This is a genomic window from Agromyces sp. PvR057 (genome assembly GCF_040547485.1).
Lineage (GTDB): Bacteria > Actinomycetota > Actinomycetes > Actinomycetales > Microbacteriaceae > Agromyces.
Genome location: NZ_JBEPPT010000001.1, coordinates 615,832 through 632,882, shown reverse-complemented (window position 1 = coordinate 632,882; position 17,051 = coordinate 615,832). Strand labels below are relative to the sequence as shown.

General features: G+C 71.8%; 12 protein-coding genes. 2 read left to right on the top strand and 10 right to left on the bottom strand.

Features of this window, described 5'->3' with window-relative positions:
* Nucleotides 1-65: 65 nt before the first annotated feature.
* The 5 genes from ABIC29_RS02770 to ABIC29_RS02750 all read right to left on the bottom strand — a co-directional run bounded on the left by ABIC29_RS02770 (nt 66) and on the right by ABIC29_RS02750 (nt 9,132).
* Nucleotides 66-548, bottom strand: coding sequence for a recombinase family protein (locus ABIC29_RS02770; protein WP_354242508.1), 483 nt, complete (start codon nt 546-548; stop codon nt 66-68).
* 72 nt (nt 549-620) lie between these two features.
* Complete coding sequence (locus ABIC29_RS02765) at nt 621-1,127, bottom strand: MarR family winged helix-turn-helix transcriptional regulator (protein ID WP_354242505.1); 507 nt, start codon at nt 1,125-1,127, stop codon at nt 621-623.
* 62 nt (nt 1,128-1,189) lie between these two features.
* Nucleotides 1,190-3,427: a DUF2510 domain-containing protein gene (locus ABIC29_RS02760; RefSeq protein WP_354242502.1), complete on the bottom strand. Its 2,238-nt coding sequence runs from the start codon at nt 3,425-3,427 to the stop codon at nt 1,190-1,192.
* 159 nt (nt 3,428-3,586) lie between these two features.
* Nucleotides 3,587-7,885, bottom strand: a complete 4,299-nt coding sequence (locus ABIC29_RS02755) for a family 43 glycosylhydrolase (RefSeq protein WP_354242499.1) — start codon at nt 7,883-7,885, stop codon at nt 3,587-3,589.
* Between the two features lie 245 nt (nt 7,886-8,130).
* The gene (locus ABIC29_RS02750; RefSeq protein ID WP_116080739.1) at nt 8,131-9,132 is read right to left on the bottom strand and encodes an SDR family NAD(P)-dependent oxidoreductase; all 1,002 of its coding nucleotides are present in this window, start codon (nt 9,130-9,132) and stop codon (nt 8,131-8,133) included.
* Between the two features lie 210 nt (nt 9,133-9,342).
* Here ABIC29_RS02750 and ABIC29_RS02745 point away from each other — a divergent pair, with 210 nt between their 5' ends.
* Both ABIC29_RS02745 and rox read left to right on the top strand, forming a co-directional pair.
* Nucleotides 9,343-9,948 (top strand): TetR/AcrR family transcriptional regulator, encoded by a 606-nt coding sequence (locus tag ABIC29_RS02745; RefSeq protein ID WP_354242496.1) that lies wholly within the window; start codon nt 9,343-9,345, stop codon nt 9,946-9,948.
* Between the two features lie 30 nt (nt 9,949-9,978).
* A complete protein-coding gene (rox, locus tag ABIC29_RS02740) occupies nt 9,979-11,415 on the top strand; it encodes a rifampin monooxygenase (protein WP_354242493.1) in 1,437 nt (478 codons plus the stop codon).
* On the opposite strand, the gene ABIC29_RS02735 is transcribed toward rox, so the two are convergent.
* From ABIC29_RS02735 to ABIC29_RS02715, 5 genes are all read right to left on the bottom strand, one after another.
* Nucleotides 11,400-11,900 (bottom strand): DUF3237 domain-containing protein, encoded by a 501-nt coding sequence (locus tag ABIC29_RS02735; protein ID WP_354242490.1) that lies wholly within the window; start codon nt 11,898-11,900, stop codon nt 11,400-11,402. The genes rox and ABIC29_RS02735 overlap by 16 nt on opposite strands.
* Nucleotides 11,897-12,427 (bottom strand): MarR family winged helix-turn-helix transcriptional regulator, encoded by a 531-nt coding sequence (locus tag ABIC29_RS02730; RefSeq protein ID WP_354242487.1) that lies wholly within the window; start codon nt 12,425-12,427, stop codon nt 11,897-11,899. Before ABIC29_RS02730 ends, ABIC29_RS02735 begins: the two co-directional genes overlap by 4 nt.
* On the bottom strand, nt 12,424-13,719 hold the full coding sequence (locus tag ABIC29_RS02725) for a flavin-dependent oxidoreductase (protein WP_354242484.1): 1,296 nt from the start codon (nt 13,717-13,719) through the stop codon (nt 12,424-12,426). Before ABIC29_RS02725 ends, ABIC29_RS02730 begins: the two co-directional genes overlap by 4 nt.
* 92 nt (nt 13,720-13,811) lie before the next feature.
* Nucleotides 13,812-16,352, bottom strand: a complete 2,541-nt coding sequence (locus ABIC29_RS02720) for a glycoside hydrolase family 2 protein (protein WP_354242482.1) — start codon at nt 16,350-16,352, stop codon at nt 13,812-13,814.
* A 91-nt stretch (nt 16,353-16,443) separates the two neighbouring features.
* On the bottom strand, nt 16,444-16,965 hold the full coding sequence (locus ABIC29_RS02715) for a MarR family winged helix-turn-helix transcriptional regulator (RefSeq protein ID WP_354242480.1): 522 nt from the start codon (nt 16,963-16,965) through the stop codon (nt 16,444-16,446).
* Between the last annotated feature and the right edge of the window lie 86 nt (nt 16,966-17,051).

The following is a 17,051-nucleotide window of genomic DNA, read 5'->3' as shown; positions in this document are numbered from 1 at the left end:
CACACGCTATCGGTGGCGTATTACGCGTGGGTACCGGCCATGTTGCGCTGGCGCTCCGCGGGAGATCAGGCCTCGGCGTCGGCGAGGTGGCGGGCCCCGTGGCTCAGCACCTTGACGACGATGCCGCGACGACGGAGGGCCGCGATCGTTCGGGTCTCCTCGTCGACGGTGCGGCCGAGCGCGTGCTGGTTCGCGACGACGAGCACGTCGCCCGAACGGAGCGTGCCGAAGAACCGCTCGAGGCGCTGCTCCCAGTTCTCGACGCTCTCGGGCGCCGGGTGCCGGAAGTCGAAGATCGCGACCCCGAACGCGGCGAGGCCGTCGCGCTGCTCGGTGACCGACGGCATGTCGGGGCGTGACACGACGAGGCCGACGAGTCGCGAGCCCTCCGGCCGCGCCTTCCACCACTCCCCGTCGGGCTGCAGTTCGATGAAGCACTCGGGGCACCCCTCGGCCGCATGCACGTGCTCGTGCGCCGGCGCGGGCGATCGGCTCGCGCGCGCGGCCACGGCACGATCGCCCGTCGTGGCATCCGTCTGGTCAGTCATCGCCCGTTCCTCCTGCATCACACCCCATTGTCGTCGGTTCGGCGGCGAAGGGGGAAGTCGGCGCCGGCCCGGTCATTCCGGATCGTCGGCGAGACGGCGCAGCAGCCGTGCGAGCGTGGCCTGCTCGTCGCGCGTGAGCGCCTCGAGCTCGACGCCCTCGCGCGCGACGAGGCCCCGCATGGCCTCGTCGACGCGGATGGTGCCCTCCGCGGTCAGGCGCACGAGCACGCTGCGCCCGTCGCGCGGATTGGGGCGGCGTTCCACGAGGCCGCGGACCGCGAGGTTGTCGAGCCGGTTCGTCATCGCGGCGCTGCCGATCATGGTGGCGGCGATGAGGTGTGCGGGGCTCAGCTCGTGCGGCTCGTCCTGTCGGCGCAGGGCGGCGAGCACGTCGAACTCCCACGACGCGAGGCCGGCGTCCTTGAACGCCGCAGCCCGCAGCTTCGCGAGCCGGTTGGCGGCGCGTCGCAGGCGCGACATCACGTCGAGCGGCGACAGGTCGGCGTCGGGCAGGCGGCGCGACCAGGCGTCGATGAGCAGGTCGACCTCGTCGTCGCGCTCGCTCGGCCTGGGGTTCACGCTCTCGACAGTAGCGAACGGCGACGACGCGCCGGGCGGATGCCGCGGCATCCGCCCGTGCGCTACTTCGCCGCGTAGTCGCCGATGCGCGAGTCCTGCATCCAGAAGATGTCCTCGGTGCGCTCGGCCGGCCCGGTGAACTCCGCGTCGGTGATCATGAGGAACTGGTTCGCCATCGCATCGTCGTTCCAGGTGGTGTCGACCGCGAGCCACCGGCCGTCGACCTTCACCTTGTTCCATGCGTGGCGACCGCCGGCCGTGACATCTCCGCTGACCACCACCGCGTCGAGCCCGGCCTCGAGGGCCAGCGCCTCGAACGCGTACGCGTATCCGGCGCACACCGCAGAGCCGTCGACCAACGCGCCGGAGGCCTGCCAGGCCGCCGCCTCCGCGCCGGGGACGGAGCCGAGGGCCTCCTTCGCGGCGAGCGCCTCGTAGTCGTACTCCGCGTTCGCCGTGATCCAGTCGTTCAGCGCAGTGACCTTCTCGGCGTCGCCCATGCCGTCGGTGATCACCTCGGCGACCACCTCCTGCGCCTTCGCATGCGTCGCGTCGCGGTTCGCGGCGAGGTCGTCGGCAGCGGCCGTGTAGGTCACGTAGAGGATGTCTTCGCTCGCACCGTAGCCGTCGACGCCGACCACGTAGGGGTTCTGCCCCGTGGCCTCCTGCAGTGCGTCGTCGAGCGAGGGCATGCCGGGCGCGCCGACGTACGCCGAGACATCGATCGCCTGTTGGCGGTCGATGAGGTTCGCGGCGAGGTAGCGCGTGAAGTCGTTGCTCGCGACGATGGGCAGGTCGGTCGCCGGAGCCGTCGTCGACGGCTCGAACTGGTCGATCATCTCGTCGACCGGGGCGGAGACGAGCTCGACGCCGCCACCGGTGGTCGGCGCCTCGGCCTCAGCGCGCGCGTTGAACGCGGCGATCTCGGCCGCGACGTCGACTCCGGGCTCGAGGTTCAGCCACATGCCGAGGTCGGTGCCCTTGCCGCGGATGCCGACGGCGGAGTAATCGGGGTACTCGACGACCGCGGCGGGGTCGGCGTACGCGACGCTCTGGCGCGTGGCCCCGTCCAGCGAGGTGAACGCGAACTTCGTCGGCACGGACTGCAGGTTCGCGACGCCGACGATGCGGTCGGGGTAGAGCTCGTCGGTGGCGCCCTCGGCGCGCGTGAACGGCAGGTCGCCGGCCACCGAGAGCCCGTCGTACGAGATGTACGGCGAGTACGACGTGCCGTCGGTCGCGATCACGCCGAGATCGAACTCGGCGCTGCGCAGCAGCTCGGCCATCTGGTACGCCGTGGCGTCGTTCTCGAGCTCGTCGGCACTGCGGTCGAAGAGCTGCAGACCGACGTTCTGCTCGATCGCCCAGGTCGCCTTGCTGCCCTCGTTCATGTCGAACACGGCATCGGTGGTCGACCAGGTCGTCTCGCCGTCGGTCTCGCCGACGACGGAGATCTCCCGCGTGTTGCCGTTGGTCGACGACGCCACGACGAGGTAGCTGCTCGCTCCCTCGACCGCCTGCCAGGCGACACTGAGGTTGCCCGTGCCGCCGTCGGTGGCGAAGGTCACGGTCGGCGCCTCGAGCTCGTGCTGCACGGTGAACGGGGTGACACGCGGGCGCTCGAGTTCGGCGCCCTGCTCGTCGAGGTGCTGCACGAGGTAGTAGGTGGCGTTCAGGCCCCAGGCGCCATAGGCCTCGCCGACGTCTCGGATGCGCGGGCTCTCCGCTTCGCGGCCGTCGAACGCGTCGCTGTCGGCGTACCGTGCCTCGGAGTCCTCTTGCGCGGAGATGGTGACCGTGTCGTTCCACTGATTCACCATGGTCGGCGCGTGCTTGCTGAGCGCGGCGTCCGTGAACACCTCGAAGGCGAAGTCGGTGTCGAACTCCTCCGCCCCGACTTCGCTCGCCTTCGCCTCGAGGTCGTAGGCGGCGCGGAACTCGAATTCGTGGTCGCGCTCCAGGTCGAGCATCGGCGCCGCGTAGTCGTAGCCGCCGACCGTGGTCAGGTCGTCGCCGCCGAACACCCCGGCCACGTTCAGGCCGATGACCGTTCCGGCGACGAGCACGACGGCAGTGCCGCCCGCGATGAGCCCGATGACGAGTCCCCGTCGCGACCGCTTCGCTGGGGGCGCGGCACCCTCATCGGGCTGGCCGGCGGTCGCCGCGACAGCCGGAGCCGCAGGATGCACGTGCTCGGTCCACGCGGTGCCGTCCCACCATCGCTGCCCATCGCCACCCGAGGGGTCGGGGTACCAGGCTGCGGGGATCTCGGGCGTGGGCGGGGTCGGCTGCTCATCCATCGTCGGGCAAGTTTACGTGCGTCCGCCTGCCCGAAAGGACCATGGCGGATGCCGCAGCGCGTCGCCGGGCGCACGGTCGGCCGCGCCGTCGAGCCACGGCCGCACGCGGAAGGGCAGGTCGGATGCCGCGGCATCCGACCTGCCCCGATCAGGCGTCCGCTACTTCGCGACGGTCACCTTCAGCGCCGCGCTCGTGGTCGAGCCGGCGGCGTTCGTGAACGTGACGGTGTACTCGTACGTTCCCGGCGCCTTGCCGGTGACGGGCAGCTTTGCGCGCTGCGCCGCCGGCGTCGCCGCGTTCAGCTCGCCTGCGCCGACCCGCACGCCGTTCTCGAAGAACTCGTACGACGTCGCGTTCGTGCCCCACCACAGGTCGGCGGTCACGGTGAACGCGCCGTCCTTGTCGTGATTGTCGTGGCTCAGCGCCGGCGTGCCAGGGCTCGCATCGCGAACGGTCACCGTGACCGGCTTGGTCGCCGTCACGCCCGTGCCGTTCACGAGCTCGCCCGTGTAGACGTAGGTTCCGTTCGCCTTGCCGGCGATCGGTACCACGGCCTTCTGCGCGGTGAGCCCCTTGTAGGCGAGCGGGGTCTCCGACATGAGCACGCCGTTCTCGAAGAGCCGGAAGATCGAGGCGTTCTGCCCCCACCACAGGTTCATCGTGACGTTGTACGCGCCGTCGCGGAGCCCCGTGTCCCAGCCGTTGTCGTGCTCGAGCACGCCGACGGCCGGCACCGCGGTCGCCGCATCGAGCGGCGTCACGGTGACGTTCGCGGTGGCCCGCAGCGCGGTTCCGGTGACAGTGCCGTGCACGGCGAACTCGCCGACCGCGGCGTACGAGGCCGGGTCGATGTCATCCCACGCGACGGCGAGGCTGCGCTCGACGCCGTCGTACTGGCGTGCGGTGACCGTTGCCGGCAGGACGGGCGCCGTGAAGGCGACCGTCGTGCCCTCGACCGCGTCGACCTCGGCGAGGTCGTCGGAGAAGTGCGTGCCGACGAACGTGGCCGTCGAGGCGCCCGCGCCGTTGTTGCCGGTGGCGTACACGCCCGCGTCGAGCTTCGCGTCCGGACGCGCGAGGGTGACCGTGCCGACGGCCTTCCACGCCTCGGAGTCGTCGTGGCGGTACGAGCCCGTGAGGGTCGTCGCGCTCGTGCGCTCCAGTCGCAGCTGCACCGGCACCGCGGCCCCGGTGACCTTGGTGGTCTCCGCGTCGATGTAGCCGTTGCCGTTCGCGTCGTTCTGCAGGTACGCGCCCGTGGCGCTCGCCACGAGGATCGCGTACCCGGCAGCCGAGGCGCGCCCGGTGGCGCTGAGGTCGTTGCGCACGATGAGGCCGGCACGCGGGTCGCTGTTGCTGCCCCGCTGGATGCCGGCGACCGTCGTCTCGATCGCGCCGCCGACGGCGAGCCGCTCCGGCTGCCAGGCGTGCGTGAGCGTGTCCTTGTTCGTCCACGCGCCGACGTTCGAGTCGGTCACCCGGAACGCGCCGCCGTCGGCCTGGCAGACCGCGCCCGCCGTGCCCCAGCTCGTCGAACGCCACGGCGCGGCCACGGCCGGGCAGGCGCCGGAGGCCGTGAACGCGACCGTGTAGGTCCTGGCGAAGTCGGGATGCTCGGCCTGCACGGTGATGACGGCCTTCGCGAGATCGGAGGACACCGTCACCTTCGAGGTCGCGTCGGCGACCGCGGCCCCGACCTCGGGAACCGTGCCCCAGTCGCCGACGTCGACCGTGTACGAGGTCGTGTTCGGCGTGAAGCCGGCCACGGCGGCGCCGTTGACGGTGATGCCCGTGAGGGACGCGTTGCGGGAACGGTCATCGACGACGAACCCGAGCGTGTACGTGCGCACGCTGCCGTCTTCGGCGGTGACCTTCACCACGACCCGGTTGCCGGCGAACTCGCCGACGACGACCTTCGCGCCCGCGTTCGTCGACGTTGCCGCGACGACCGGCACCTGACCCGTGCGGATCGGGAGGTCGGCGTACTCGGTCTTCGTCGACGAGAACCCGCCGAGCGTCGTGCCGTCGATGCTGATGCCGCTGAGGCTCGCATCGGTCGAGGGCGCCCGGAACGAGACCCGGTAGCCCTGCGCAGCCGCGACGGTCGAACCGTCGAGCGCACGCACGGCGACGCTCGCCCACGGGCGCGAGGCGCTCGCCTGGTCGACGTCGGCCTCGACGGTCGCCTCGGCGCCTCCGGCCGTCTCGACCGTGACCTCGGGGTAGCCCGATCCAGCGAACGGCACCGTGTAGTCGTGCACGTCGGGTTCGAACCCGGCGATCGGGTCGCCGTCGACCGAGAGCCCGGTGGGCACCGCGACATCCGACGGCGCGTAGCCCTGGATCTCGACCTCGGTGACGGCCTGCCAGACGTTGACGGTCGTGCGCAGGTCGACGCGGAGCTGCGAGACGACGGGCAGCGAGCTCAGGTCGAGCTCGACGACGGGCGCCGGGCCCGAGGCATCCTGCGCGACGTCGACCGAGACGCGGCCGTCGACCCAGGTGCCGCTCGGGTCGCGGTAGCTCACGCCGACCTTCGACGGCCAGCTCGCCGTGCCGTCCTTGTAGGTGTTCAGGACGAGGCGGTCGAGCACGCGCGGCTCGTTCCACGCGAACGCGAGCCAGCTCGATTTCGGGTGCGTGCCCGTGGAGGACCAGTCGTCCCAGCCCTTGGCGTTCGACCCGTCGGTGAGGGCGGAGGCCAGCTCGGGACGGCTCGACACGGTCACCGTCGACTGCGGCGCGATGTTGAACTCGCCGTAGCCGACGACGTCGATCGTGCGCGTGAAGGTACGCCCGGCTGCGAACTCGTCATCGGCGTCGAGCGTGCCGGTCAGGCGCTGCGCACCCGTCGCGGTGAAGACGTCGCGGTTCCAGGTGACGCCGACCTCGCGGTCGACGCCGCCGGCGCGGACGGTGACGTCGGAGGGCAGCACGTCGCCGAGGTCGACGTTCGTGCGCGCGGTCTCGGGAAGGCCGTCGTCGACGACGCTCCACCTCAGGCCGCCGCCGCCGTGGCTCCGCCAGTACTCGGCGGTCCAGCCGTCCTTCCACTCCGCGGACTCCGCCGACGGGTTGCGCATCTCGAGGCGGCCGTTCTCGCCGAAGGTCATCGGCAGCCAGACGTAGGTCGAGTTCGCGGCGCCGGCGTTCCAGCGGTCGCCCATGTACACGAACTCGCCGGCACCGGCGTCGAGCGCGAAGACGTTCGTCGACTGCGAGCCGAAGCTCGTCTTGCGCGCGTCGCCGATCGAGAGCAGGCCGTCACCGCCCTCGGGGATCTGGTTGTACTGCACGTTCTCGTACGCGTCGTCGGACTCGACGCCGCGGATCCACGAGCCGAGCATCGAGTCGGCCGTGTAGTAGGTCTGCGGGTTGGGCCCCCAGCCGGTGGCTCCGGAGGCGACCATGTAGTACTTCCCGTCGTGCTCGAACGTCGCGGGCGCCTCGAGCAGGCCGCAGCGCTCGACGATCGCGTAGTCGGCGCCGGCGACCGGCGCGTTCGCCGACCCGTCGGCGAAGATCACCGGGTACTGCCCGTCAGCCGAGAACTGGAAGCCGACCGAGTCGGTCGTCGTCGTGTGCTCGAGGTTCGTGTAGTCCGCATCGAGCTTGGCGATGTACAGCGAGCGGTTCTCCTCGGAGGAGTAGACGATGTACGCCGTGCCGTCGTCATCCTGGAACACGGTCATGTCGCGAGCACCGCCCGGCACCGCGCCGGACTGGTTGCACGCCGTCTTGTACGTCGGCTCGTTGTAGAGGCGGTAGGCGCCCTGGAGCTTGAAGGGGCCGGTGGGGCTGTCCGAGACCGCGACGGCCGCGAGCGATCGGGCGTAGCTGCTGCCGCCGGGCGTGATGCTGCCGTCGGAGTGCCACCACATGACCCACTTGCCGGTCTGCTCGTTGTAGAGCACCTTCGGGCGTTCGAAGATCGCGTTCAGCTGGGCGGAGCCGTCGCTCGCGGTGTTCTCGACGTTGAGGTGGTAGTACAGCTCGTTGACCGTCGACGCGTTCACGGTGCCGTCGTCGCCCACGGTGTCGTAGAGGTCGTCGAAGTAGCCGCCGAGCAGCTGGTCCTTCGAGCTGACCGAGCGCAGGGCGACGCCCTGGTTCTCCCAGTTCAGGCTGTCGTACGACTTGTAGACGGCGACGCCCGGGCTGTCGTAGTAGTCGTTCGAGCGATCCTCGCCGTACCAGTAGTAGACGGTTCTGCCGTCTTCCTCGGCGGTCACGATCTGCCCGCCGTGGGCCTGGATGTGGGTGCCCGTGTCGTCGAACCAGTACGGCTGGAAGTACCCGGAGGCGCTCGCGCCCGGATCCGAGACCGCCGGGTACGCGGTGTACTCGGGTGGATCGGTCGTGGTCGGCGGTGCGGCCGCCGCGACCGAGGTGGTCGCCAGTGCGAGTGCCGTCGTCGCCGCCGCCATGGCGATCGCGAGGCGTGTCCGAGACGTCATCGTCTGCGGTTCCCTTCGTTGCGGTGAATGCTGCGGGTGCGCGCGCGGGCCACCCCTCAGCAGGTGTTGACGTCAACATATCGGCAGTGTTGACGTCAACACAAGCATCGACGCGTGAGAGCCGCGCTGGCGCGTGCGGGCGGGCGCGTGCGGGCGGGCGGGCGGGCGGGTACGCGAAAGGGCGGGGCGGATGCCGCAGCATCCGCCCCGCCCCCGCTCGCCGTGAAGCGAGACGACTGTCCGGGTTACTGCACCGACCAGCCGCCGTCGGAGGCGAGGATCGCGCCGTTGATGTTCACGGCGTCCTCGCTGAGCAGGAAGGTGATCGAGGCGGCGAGCGCCTCGGCGGTCGCGACCGACGGGATCGCACCCTGGAACGGCGCGAGGCGGGCCGAGCCGACCTCGGACACGTGCGGGGGGAACGGGATGCCGGTGGCGACGCCGCCGGGTGCGACGGCGTTCACGCGCACGCCCTGCAGCGCGTACATGAAGGCGGCCGACTTGGTCAGGCCGACGACCGCGTGCTTGGACGCGGTGTAGGCGTTGCCCGACGCGTTGCCGCGCAGGCCCGCCTCGCTCGCGACGTTGACGATCGAGCCCTTGCCGGCCTCGAGCATGAACGGCACGACGGCGCGCGTGAGCTTGAACGTGCCGGTCACGTTGACCGCGATGACCTTGTCCCAGATGGCGTCGGGCGTCTCGTGGATCGGCGAGAAGTCGTCGTTGATGCCGGCGACGTTGGCGAGGCCCCAGATCTCGTCGCCCGCGGCGGCGACGATCGCGTCGATCGACTCCTGCTTGGTGATGTCGCCGGCGACGGTCACGATCTCGGCGCCGGGCACGGATGCCGCGAACTCGTCGAGCTTCTCGGCCGAGATGTCGACGGCGACGACGCGGCCGCCCTCTCGGGCGACACGGCTCGCGGTGGCTCGGCCGATGCCGGACGCGGCGCCGGTGACGATGACCGTCTTGCCGGCGAAGCGGCCCTGCGTGACCTGCTCCTTCCAGGCGGTGGACTCGGCGTCTTCGGGGATGACGCCGCCGTTCACGGCCTTGACGAGCTCGTCGACGGCGGCCTGGGGCATCTGGCCCTGGCTCATGACGACGAGCTGCTGCAGGGGGAGGCTCGCGATCGGTGCGAGCTGGTCGGTCGAGCCGCCGCCCTGGCTGACGAGTCCCTGGAGCGCCGCCTTGCCCGCGGGGTCGGCGAGCCATTCGGCGATGGTGGAGTTGGCGGTCAGCGCCATGATGCTTCCTTCTTTCTGTCCGGCCGGATCGGTCGAAGCGGGAGTACGCCGGATGTCTCGGGGCTGCGGCATCCGTCGGTCCGTCGGGATGCTGCACAACACCGTGCGACTCCGGACGGGACACCTCCAGCCTAAACAACATCTGTCGGATATCCGACAATTGTCGGCGAAATCACGGATTCGGCGACGAGCGGGTGCGAGAATGCCGAGGTGAGCGAATCGAGCGACGAGCGCGTCGATGCGCGCGTCGAGCGCACCAAGCGCGTGCTGCAGCAGGCCGCACTCACGCTCGCGCGCGACGGACGCTTCGACGACGCCACGGTCGCCGAGATCACCGAGCATGCCGGGGTCAACCGCTCGAGCTTCTACCAGCACTACGACGATCGCCAGGTGCTGCTCGCCGACGCCATCGAGGCCGCGGAGATCGAGGCCGTCGAGGGGCTCGACACCCCGACCGACGTCCCGTCGCACCTGCCGGCGTCGATGATCGCGTTCCTGCAGCACTTCGATGCCGACGCCGACCTCTACCGTCGCCTGCTCGGCTCGCGCGGCTCCCCCATCGTCGTCGCCCGCATCCGCGCCCGCTTCGAGGCGCAGGCTCGCGCCGGCGTGATCTCCTCGGGCACCACGGCCTTCGAGGGCCTGCCGATCGACATCGTGGCGGCCGGCATCGCCGGGTCGTGCATGTCCGTCATCCAGGCCTGGCTCGAACTCGACCCGCGCCCGAGCATCGAGACGGCCGCGGACTGGGTGTGGCGCGTGCTCGTCGGGCCCGGCGTGCCGATCGCGTCGGAACGGCACGATTCGGAATCCTAGAAGACGGAAGATCCCGGGAGCGGAGCGCACATGCACGACGTGATCATCAGCGGCGGCGGGCCGACGGGCATGATGCTGGCCGCCGAGCTGCGGCTGCACGACGTCGACGTGCTCGTGCTCGAGCGCGACGCGGTGCCGAACCCGGCCGTGCGCTCGCTCGGACTGCACGCGCGCAGCATCGAGATCCTCGACCAGCGAGGACTGCTCGACCGCTTCCTCGAGCACGGCACGAGGTATCCGGCCGGCGTCGGCCGCTTCGCGGGCATCGACGCACCGGCCCCCGCCGACCTCGACAGCGAGCACGCGTACGTGCTCGGCATCCCCCAGCCGGTCACCGATCGCCTGCTCGCCGAGCGCGCCGTCGAACTCGGCGCCGAGGTGCGTCGCGGCAGCGAGGTGACGGGGTTCTCGCAGGACGGCTCGGGCGTCGACGTCGACCTCGCCGACGGCGGCCGGCTGCGCGCGCGGTGGCTCGTCGGCTGCGACGGCGGGCGCAGCCTGACCCGGCGGCGACTCGGCATCGCGTTCCCCGGAGAGCCCGCGACGACCGAGTGGCTGCTCGGCGAGGTCCGCGTGACGGCATCGCCCGACGAGATCGCCGGGATCTCGGAGGAGGTGCGCAAGACGCATCGCGGGTTCGGCATCGGGCCCGCGGGCGACGGGCTGCACCGCGCTGTCGTGCCCGCGGCATCCGTCGCCGAGGATCGCACGGTGCCGCCCACCCTCGAGGAGTTCCGCACGCAGCTGCTGGCCTACGCCGGCACGGACTTCGGCGTGCACTCGCCGCGCTCGCTGACGAGGTTCAGCGACGCCACCCGGCTCGCCGAGCGCTACCGGGCGGGCCGCATCCTGCTCGCCGGCGACGCGGCGCACGTGCACCCGCCGCTCGGCGGCCAGGGGCTCAACCTCGGCATCCAGGACGCGTTCAACCTCGGCTGGAAGCTCGCCGCCGAGGTCGACGGGTGGGCGCCGGTGGGCCTGCTCGACAGCTACTTCAGCGAGCGGCATCCGGTCGCCGAGGACGTGCTGACCCTCACGCGCGCGCAGAGCGAGCTGCTGCTGCCCGAGCCGGGTCCGCTCGCCGTGCGGCGACTGCTGACCGAGCTCATGGACTTCGAGGACGTCAGCCGGTTCCTCGCCGAGAAGGTCACCTCGATCGGCCTCCGCTACGACCTCGGCGACGGACCCGCGCTGCTCGGTCGTCGGCTGCGCGACATCCGCCTCTCAACGGGGCGCCTCTACGACCGCATGCACGAGGGCCGCGGCCTGCTGCTCGACCGCACGGGCGAGTTCTCAACGACCCGGTGGACCGACCGGGTCGACCTGGTGGCCGACGCCGACGCCGAACTCGACGCGCCGGCGGCCCTGCTGCGGCCCGACGGGCACGTCGCGTGGATCGGCGACGACCAGCGCGACCTCGACGACCGCCTGCAGGCCTGGTTCGGCGCCCCTCAGTCGACCGCGTAGGCGTCGTAGACGACCTGCCGGGGACCGCGCGCGGCGGCGCCGACGATGAGCGAGCGCTGCAGGTGCGCCAGCGCGGGGGCCGATGCCTCGACCTCGACGTGCAGCCGGAACGTGTACCGCTCGGGCGGCACGACCTCGCCGCGCCCGAGCGCCGCGAGCACCTCGGCACTGCCGGAGCGGATGCCGTGGGTTCGCAGGTGCAGCAGGTCGCCGTCGGCGGTGCGCGCCGTGTAGCGCGTGTCGATCTCGATCGTGCCGTCGGGGCGCACGACCTGCCAGTCGGCGCCGCCGGGCAGCACCTCGGCGTCGATGCCGTCGCTCAGGCGACCGCCGAGGATCGGCACGACCCGCCGGTGCCCGGCGCTCGTCACGCCGTGGTCCTCGATGCCGTCGACGAGCACCTCGGCGCGGAACAGCTTCACGAGCCGGGTCGCGGGCGGCTCGACGCGACCCGGGGCGCCAGCGGCATCCGATCCCCCCGTCATGCGCGTGCCTCTTCGACGACTTCGGCGGTCGAGCGGATGCCGCGGTCGGCCCGCGAGCGCACATGCAGCGTGTCGCGCAGCCGTTCGAGGGCGGGCAGCGCGGCGGCGAGGGCGGCCGCGTCGGCCGGCTCGAGGTCGGCGAGGGCCTCGCCGACGAGGCTCGCGCTCGCGGCGTCGAACCGCCCGAGCAGTCGGTGCGCCTCGGCCGAGGCGCGCACCTCGACACGGCGACGGTCTGCGGCATCCGTCGCCCTCGTGACGAGCCCGGCGGCCTCCATCGACTTCAGCAGGTTGCTCACGGTCGTGCGGTTGAGGCTGAGGTCGTCGGCGAGCTCGACGGGGCTGCGCGTGGTGCCGGCCGGGAGCGCGCGGAGCACCTCGATCTGCGCGTCGGGGATCTCGGGCAGGTGCTCGGCCGCGCGCGCCGCGCGGAGCAGGCTCCGCCGCAGCGGCGAGACCAGGCCGCTCAGGCGGGCGACGTCGAGGCCGTCGGGTCCCCCGCCCGGCGTGTCGTCCCGAGCGCTCACCGCCGCACCGCCGCGGTCAGCGACGACCGCTCGTTGAGCACGTCGGGGTGGAACCCGGCCGCGACCTTGTACGAGTCGGCGATCTGCCGAAGTTCGGCCTCGGGGATCACGTCATGGACGTCGGCGAAGCCCTGCGGTGCGCGCTCGTACGCGAGCTGCATCACGCGCTCCGGGCCGAGCTCGCGCGTCATGGCCGACAGCCTCGTGGTGATCGGCCGGCGATCGGCCTCGTACGCGGCGAGCGCGGCCTCGATGCCGTCGATGCCCGTGTCGGCCGCGGTCGCCAGGTGGAAGGCGAGCGATCTGGCATCGAGGATCGCCTGCGAGGCGCCGTTCGAGCCGTTCGGGTAGAGCGCATGCGCGGCGTCGCCGATGAGGGTGGTGCGTCCGACGGTCCAGCGTTCGAGGGGGTTCCGGTCGACCATCGGGTACTCGAGGATCTCGTCGGCGGCCGCGATGACCGCGGGCACGTCGAGCCAGTCGAAGGCCCAGTCGGCGAAGAGCTCGACGATCGGCGCCGGGTCGACGGCGTGGTTCCAGTCGGCGGTCTCGTCGACGCCCTCCGGCGCTCGACGCTCGGCGATGAAGTTGACCCGCGTCATGCCGCCCTCGGCGCCGGGCGCGACGAGCGGGTAGGCGACGAACTTCTGCTCGGCGTCGCCCGCCATGATCATCGTGCGGCCGTCGAGGTAGGTGGGCGCGAGCGCGGTTCCCCGCCAGAGCACGAGCCGGTTCCACGGCGGTGCGCCCTCGCCCGGGTGCTCCTGCGCACGGAGGGCCGAGTGGATGCCGTCGGCGCCGACCACGACGTCGGCGTCGAGCACGAGCTCGGAGCCCGCGGCATCCGTGAACCGCACACGCTCGCACACGCCGCCGTCGGCGCCCGGGACGCCGTGCTCGACGCCCGTGGCGCGCCAGCCCGTTCGGATCGCCTCAGCGCCGAAGCGACGGCGCACCTCGTCGGCCAGCAGCAGCTGGAACTCGCCGCGGTGCACCGAGAGCTGCGGCCAGTGGTAGCCGGCCTCGAGCCCGCGGGGTTCGCTCCACACCGGCTGCCCGAAGCGGTTGAAGTACGAGAGCCGGCTCGGCGCGACGCCGATCGAGCCGACCCGGTCGGCGAGCCCGAGCTCGGTGAGCTCGCGCACGGCGTGCGGGAGCAGGTTGATGCCGACGCCCAGCGGTCGCAGCTCGGTTGCCCGCTCGACGACGGTCACGTCGTCGAACCCCGCCGCCCCGAGACTCAGGGCCGTGGCCAGTCCGCCGATTCCGGCTCCGACGATGACGATCTTCACGCTGCCTCCTTGCAAGTGGTGAATTGAGTTTGGAACAAACACAATTCCCTGTCAAGGGTTACGGAAGCCGTTCGTCGCCGCGCGACCGCGGATCAGCCGGCGGCGGCGACCAGCTGGTTGCCGCTGCGCAGAACGCGGGGATCGGCCACGGCGTCGGGGTCGAGGGCGTCGACGCCGCACACCACGAAGGTCCACGACTCCCCCGGCAGCAGGGTCACGAGGCCCGAGTCCACCGAGGCCCGGGGGTCGAGCCGGTCGACGAGCAGGGTCAGGTCGCGCACGACCGAGCCGCGCGCCGTGACGGTCACGACGACGCCGGGGGCCGCGTGGTCGCCCGCCCCGACCTCGACCGCCCCGACCTCGACCGCCCCGACCACGACCGCCAGGTCCGCCGCAGCGAGCCGGCTGTCGCGCGGCTCGGCGAACCACCAGAGGCCGCGCACGTCGCCGATCGAGGCCACGAGCAGCTCGCCCGCGGCATCCGTCGCCTCGGCGACCTCGGCCGGAATCGCGATGGTCGCCGACGACCGGGCCACCACCTCGACGGATGCCCCGGCGCGCGCGACCACCGACCCGTCGAACCCGCGACGCTCGACGACGACCTCGCCCGACCAGGCCTCGCCGGTGTCGTTGCCGACGATCGCGGCGAGCCCGTCGCCCCGGGGCTGGATCGTCACGACGCGCGGCGCGGACGCGGAGCGGATCGCGTGCAGCAGCGGCTTCGCGTGTCCGTCGCCGTCGATCGCGGCCCACGAGGTGACGGGCCAGCAGTCGTTCAGCTGCCAGACGACGGCACCCGCGGTCGTCGGCCAGTGCGACCGGTAGTGGTCGAGGGCGCACGAGATCGCGTTCGCCTGGTTGAGCTGCATGGCCCAGTGCCAGGTCTCGATGTCGTTCGGCACCCGGTAGTGGCGCACGAGGCCCGCGGTGAGCTTCGCGTTGCCGTCGGTGGCCTTCTGGTGCACGATCATGCCCGGCGAGTCCGGCGTCAGCGGGTCGTCGCTGATCGCCCGGGTCAGCGTGGACCATGCTGGCGGACCCTGCCAGCCGAACTCGGCCACGAAGCGCGGCACGCGGTCGCGGTAGTGGGGCCAGTCCTGCTGGTTCCAGAGGTCCCAGACGTGCATCGTGCCGTGCGACTCGGCATTCGGGTGCTCGCCGTTCGGGCTGAACGGGCTGCCCGGCGCGTACGGCACCTGCGGCGCGAGCTCGGCCACGAGGCCGGGGAACAGCTCGTGGTAGTAGTACGCGCCCCACGTTCGGCCGTCGAGCGCGAGCTTCCAGCCCCAGTCCTCGTAGCCCCAGAGGTTCTCGTTGTTGCCCGTGAGCAGCGCGAGGGAGGCGTGATGCGCGAGCCGCACGATGTTGTCGCGCGCCTCCGCGGCGACCTCGGAGCGCAGCGGCTCCTCCTCGGCGTAGGCGGAGCACGCGAACAGGAAGTCCTGCCAGGTGAGCAGGCCCAGCTCGTCGGCGAGGTCGTAGAAGTCGTCGGCCTCGTAGACGCCTCCGCCCCACACGCGGATCAGGTTGAGCCCCGCGGATGCCGCCTGCTGGAGCCGCGTGCGATACCTGGCGCGGTCGACGCGCACCGGGAACGCGTCGTCGGGGATCCAGTTGACGCCCTTCACGAGGACGGGCTGCCCGTTCACGACGAGCTGGAACGGGGTGCCGTCGGCATCCGGCTCGGTGTTCCAGCGCAGCTCGCGGAACCCGACGGTGCGGTGCGTGGCGTCGATCACCCCCTCGGCATGAAGCCGCACGTCGACGACGTACCGCGGCTGCGCGCCGTAGCCGATCGGCCACCAGAGCTCGACGTCCGCCAGCTCGAGGCGCAGGCTCGCCCGGCCGTCCACCACCTCGACGACGGCCGCGGGGATCTCGACGAGGCCCGGGCCGTCGACCGCGACCGACACGAGCAACGGCGAGCCCTCGGTCTCGGGCGCCCGCGCGACCGTGACCTCGGCGACGACGACGCTGCGCTCTCCGACGACCTCGGCCCGCACGAGCACCTCGTCGAGGCGCGCCGTCGACCACGACTCGAGGCGCACCGGGCGCCAGATGCCGCTCGTCGCGGTCGCGATGCCCCAGTCCCAGCCGAAGCTGCAGGCCGACTTGCGGATCGCGTCGAACGGCGTCGGATACGGGCGGGGCCGGGCTCCGAGCGCGACGCTCCGAGCGTTCGCGTACCTGACCGGGCTGCGGAACGCGACGACGAGGTCGTTGCCGCCCGCATGCACGATCGAGCTGACGTCGATCCGGTGCGTGCGGTGCTGGTTCGCGACCTCGGCGACGACCGTGCCGTTCAGCGAGACGGTCGCGACGGTGTCGAGGCCGTCGAACACGAGCTCGTGGACGGATGCCGCGGCGAGTTCGCCTGCCGACAGCTCGAACGTGGTCTCGAAGGTCCAGTCGACCAGGCCGATCCAGGCCAGCGCGGACTCGTGGTCGTCGAGGTACGGGTCGGGGATCAGCCCCTCGCGCAGCAGGTCGAGGTGCACGACGCCGGGCACGACCGCAGGGATCGCCGCACCGCCGATCGAGTCGGGCACGGGGCCGGACGCCGCGCGCACGCGCCATCCGGAATGCAGGGGTCGCTCGACTCTGGCCAGTGGCTGCGATGCTGACGAGGTCATGGTCTCCGTCGTTGCTCGACGGCCGGTCCGTTCCGGCCGCTCGCATACAGCGTCGCAGAGTCGGCCGATCGGCCGCGACCCCGGCGAGGAGTCAGGGGCGGGCGGATGCCTCGACCGACGTCGTGGCCGCATCGCACTGCGTCGCCGACAGGCGCCCCTCGGGATCGAGCCGCGCGAGGATGCTCGCGGTGATCGCCGCGAGTTGCTCGACCTCGGCGGGATCGAGGGCGTCGAGCACGTTCGAGCGCACGGTCGCGACATGGCCGGGCGCGGCCTGCTCGAGCACGGCGAGACCGTCGGGGGTGATGCGCGCGTTCGTCGCCCGCTTGTCCTGCGGGCACGGGAAGCGCTCGAGGAGCCGCTTCTGCTCGAGCCGTCGGGCGACATGCGAGAGCCGCGGAAGCGTGGCGTTGGTCTGCGAGGCGAGCCTGGTCATGCGGCTGGTCTGCTCGGGCGAGGCCGCGAGCACCGACAGCACGAGGTACTCGAAGTGCGTGAGCTCGACGTCGCGCAGGAGCTGGGCGTCGAGCATGGTCGGCAGCAGTTCGCTCACGGCGACGAGCCTCGCCCATGCCGTGGCTTCGGCCGACGAGAAGGGCTGGGTCGAGGTCATGGCCCCATTCTAGCGCATTGGTTGTCATGACAACCAATATCGTGCTACCGTGTCTTTTAGTTGTTCCAACAAGTAAACCGCCGCAC

What these genes read in the sequence shown, in the direction of transcription:
- ABIC29_RS02770 (WP_354242508.1), bottom strand. Translation starts at nt 548, where the DNA reads ATGACTGACCAGACGGATGCCACGACGGGCGATCGTGCCGTGGCCGCG.
- ABIC29_RS02760 (WP_354242502.1), bottom strand. Translation starts at nt 3,427, where the DNA reads ATGGATGAGCAGCCGACCCCGCCCACGCCCGAGATCCCCGCAGCCTGG.
- ABIC29_RS02755 (WP_354242499.1), bottom strand. Translation starts at nt 7,885, where the DNA reads ATGACGTCTCGGACACGCCTCGCGATCGCCATGGCGGCGGCGACGACG.
- ABIC29_RS02750 (WP_116080739.1), bottom strand. Translation starts at nt 9,132, where the DNA reads ATGGCGCTGACCGCCAACTCCACCATCGCCGAATGGCTCGCCGACCCC.
- rox (WP_354242493.1), top strand. Translation starts at nt 9,979, where the DNA reads ATGCACGACGTGATCATCAGCGGCGGCGGGCCGACGGGCATGATGCTG.
- ABIC29_RS02735 (WP_354242490.1), bottom strand. Translation starts at nt 11,900, where the DNA reads ATGACGGGGGGATCGGATGCCGCTGGCGCCCCGGGTCGCGTCGAGCCG.
- ABIC29_RS02720 (WP_354242482.1), bottom strand. Translation starts at nt 16,352, where the DNA reads ATGACCTCGTCAGCATCGCAGCCACTGGCCAGAGTCGAGCGACCCCTG.
- ABIC29_RS02715 (WP_354242480.1), bottom strand. Translation starts at nt 16,965, where the DNA reads ATGACCTCGACCCAGCCCTTCTCGTCGGCCGAAGCCACGGCATGGGCG.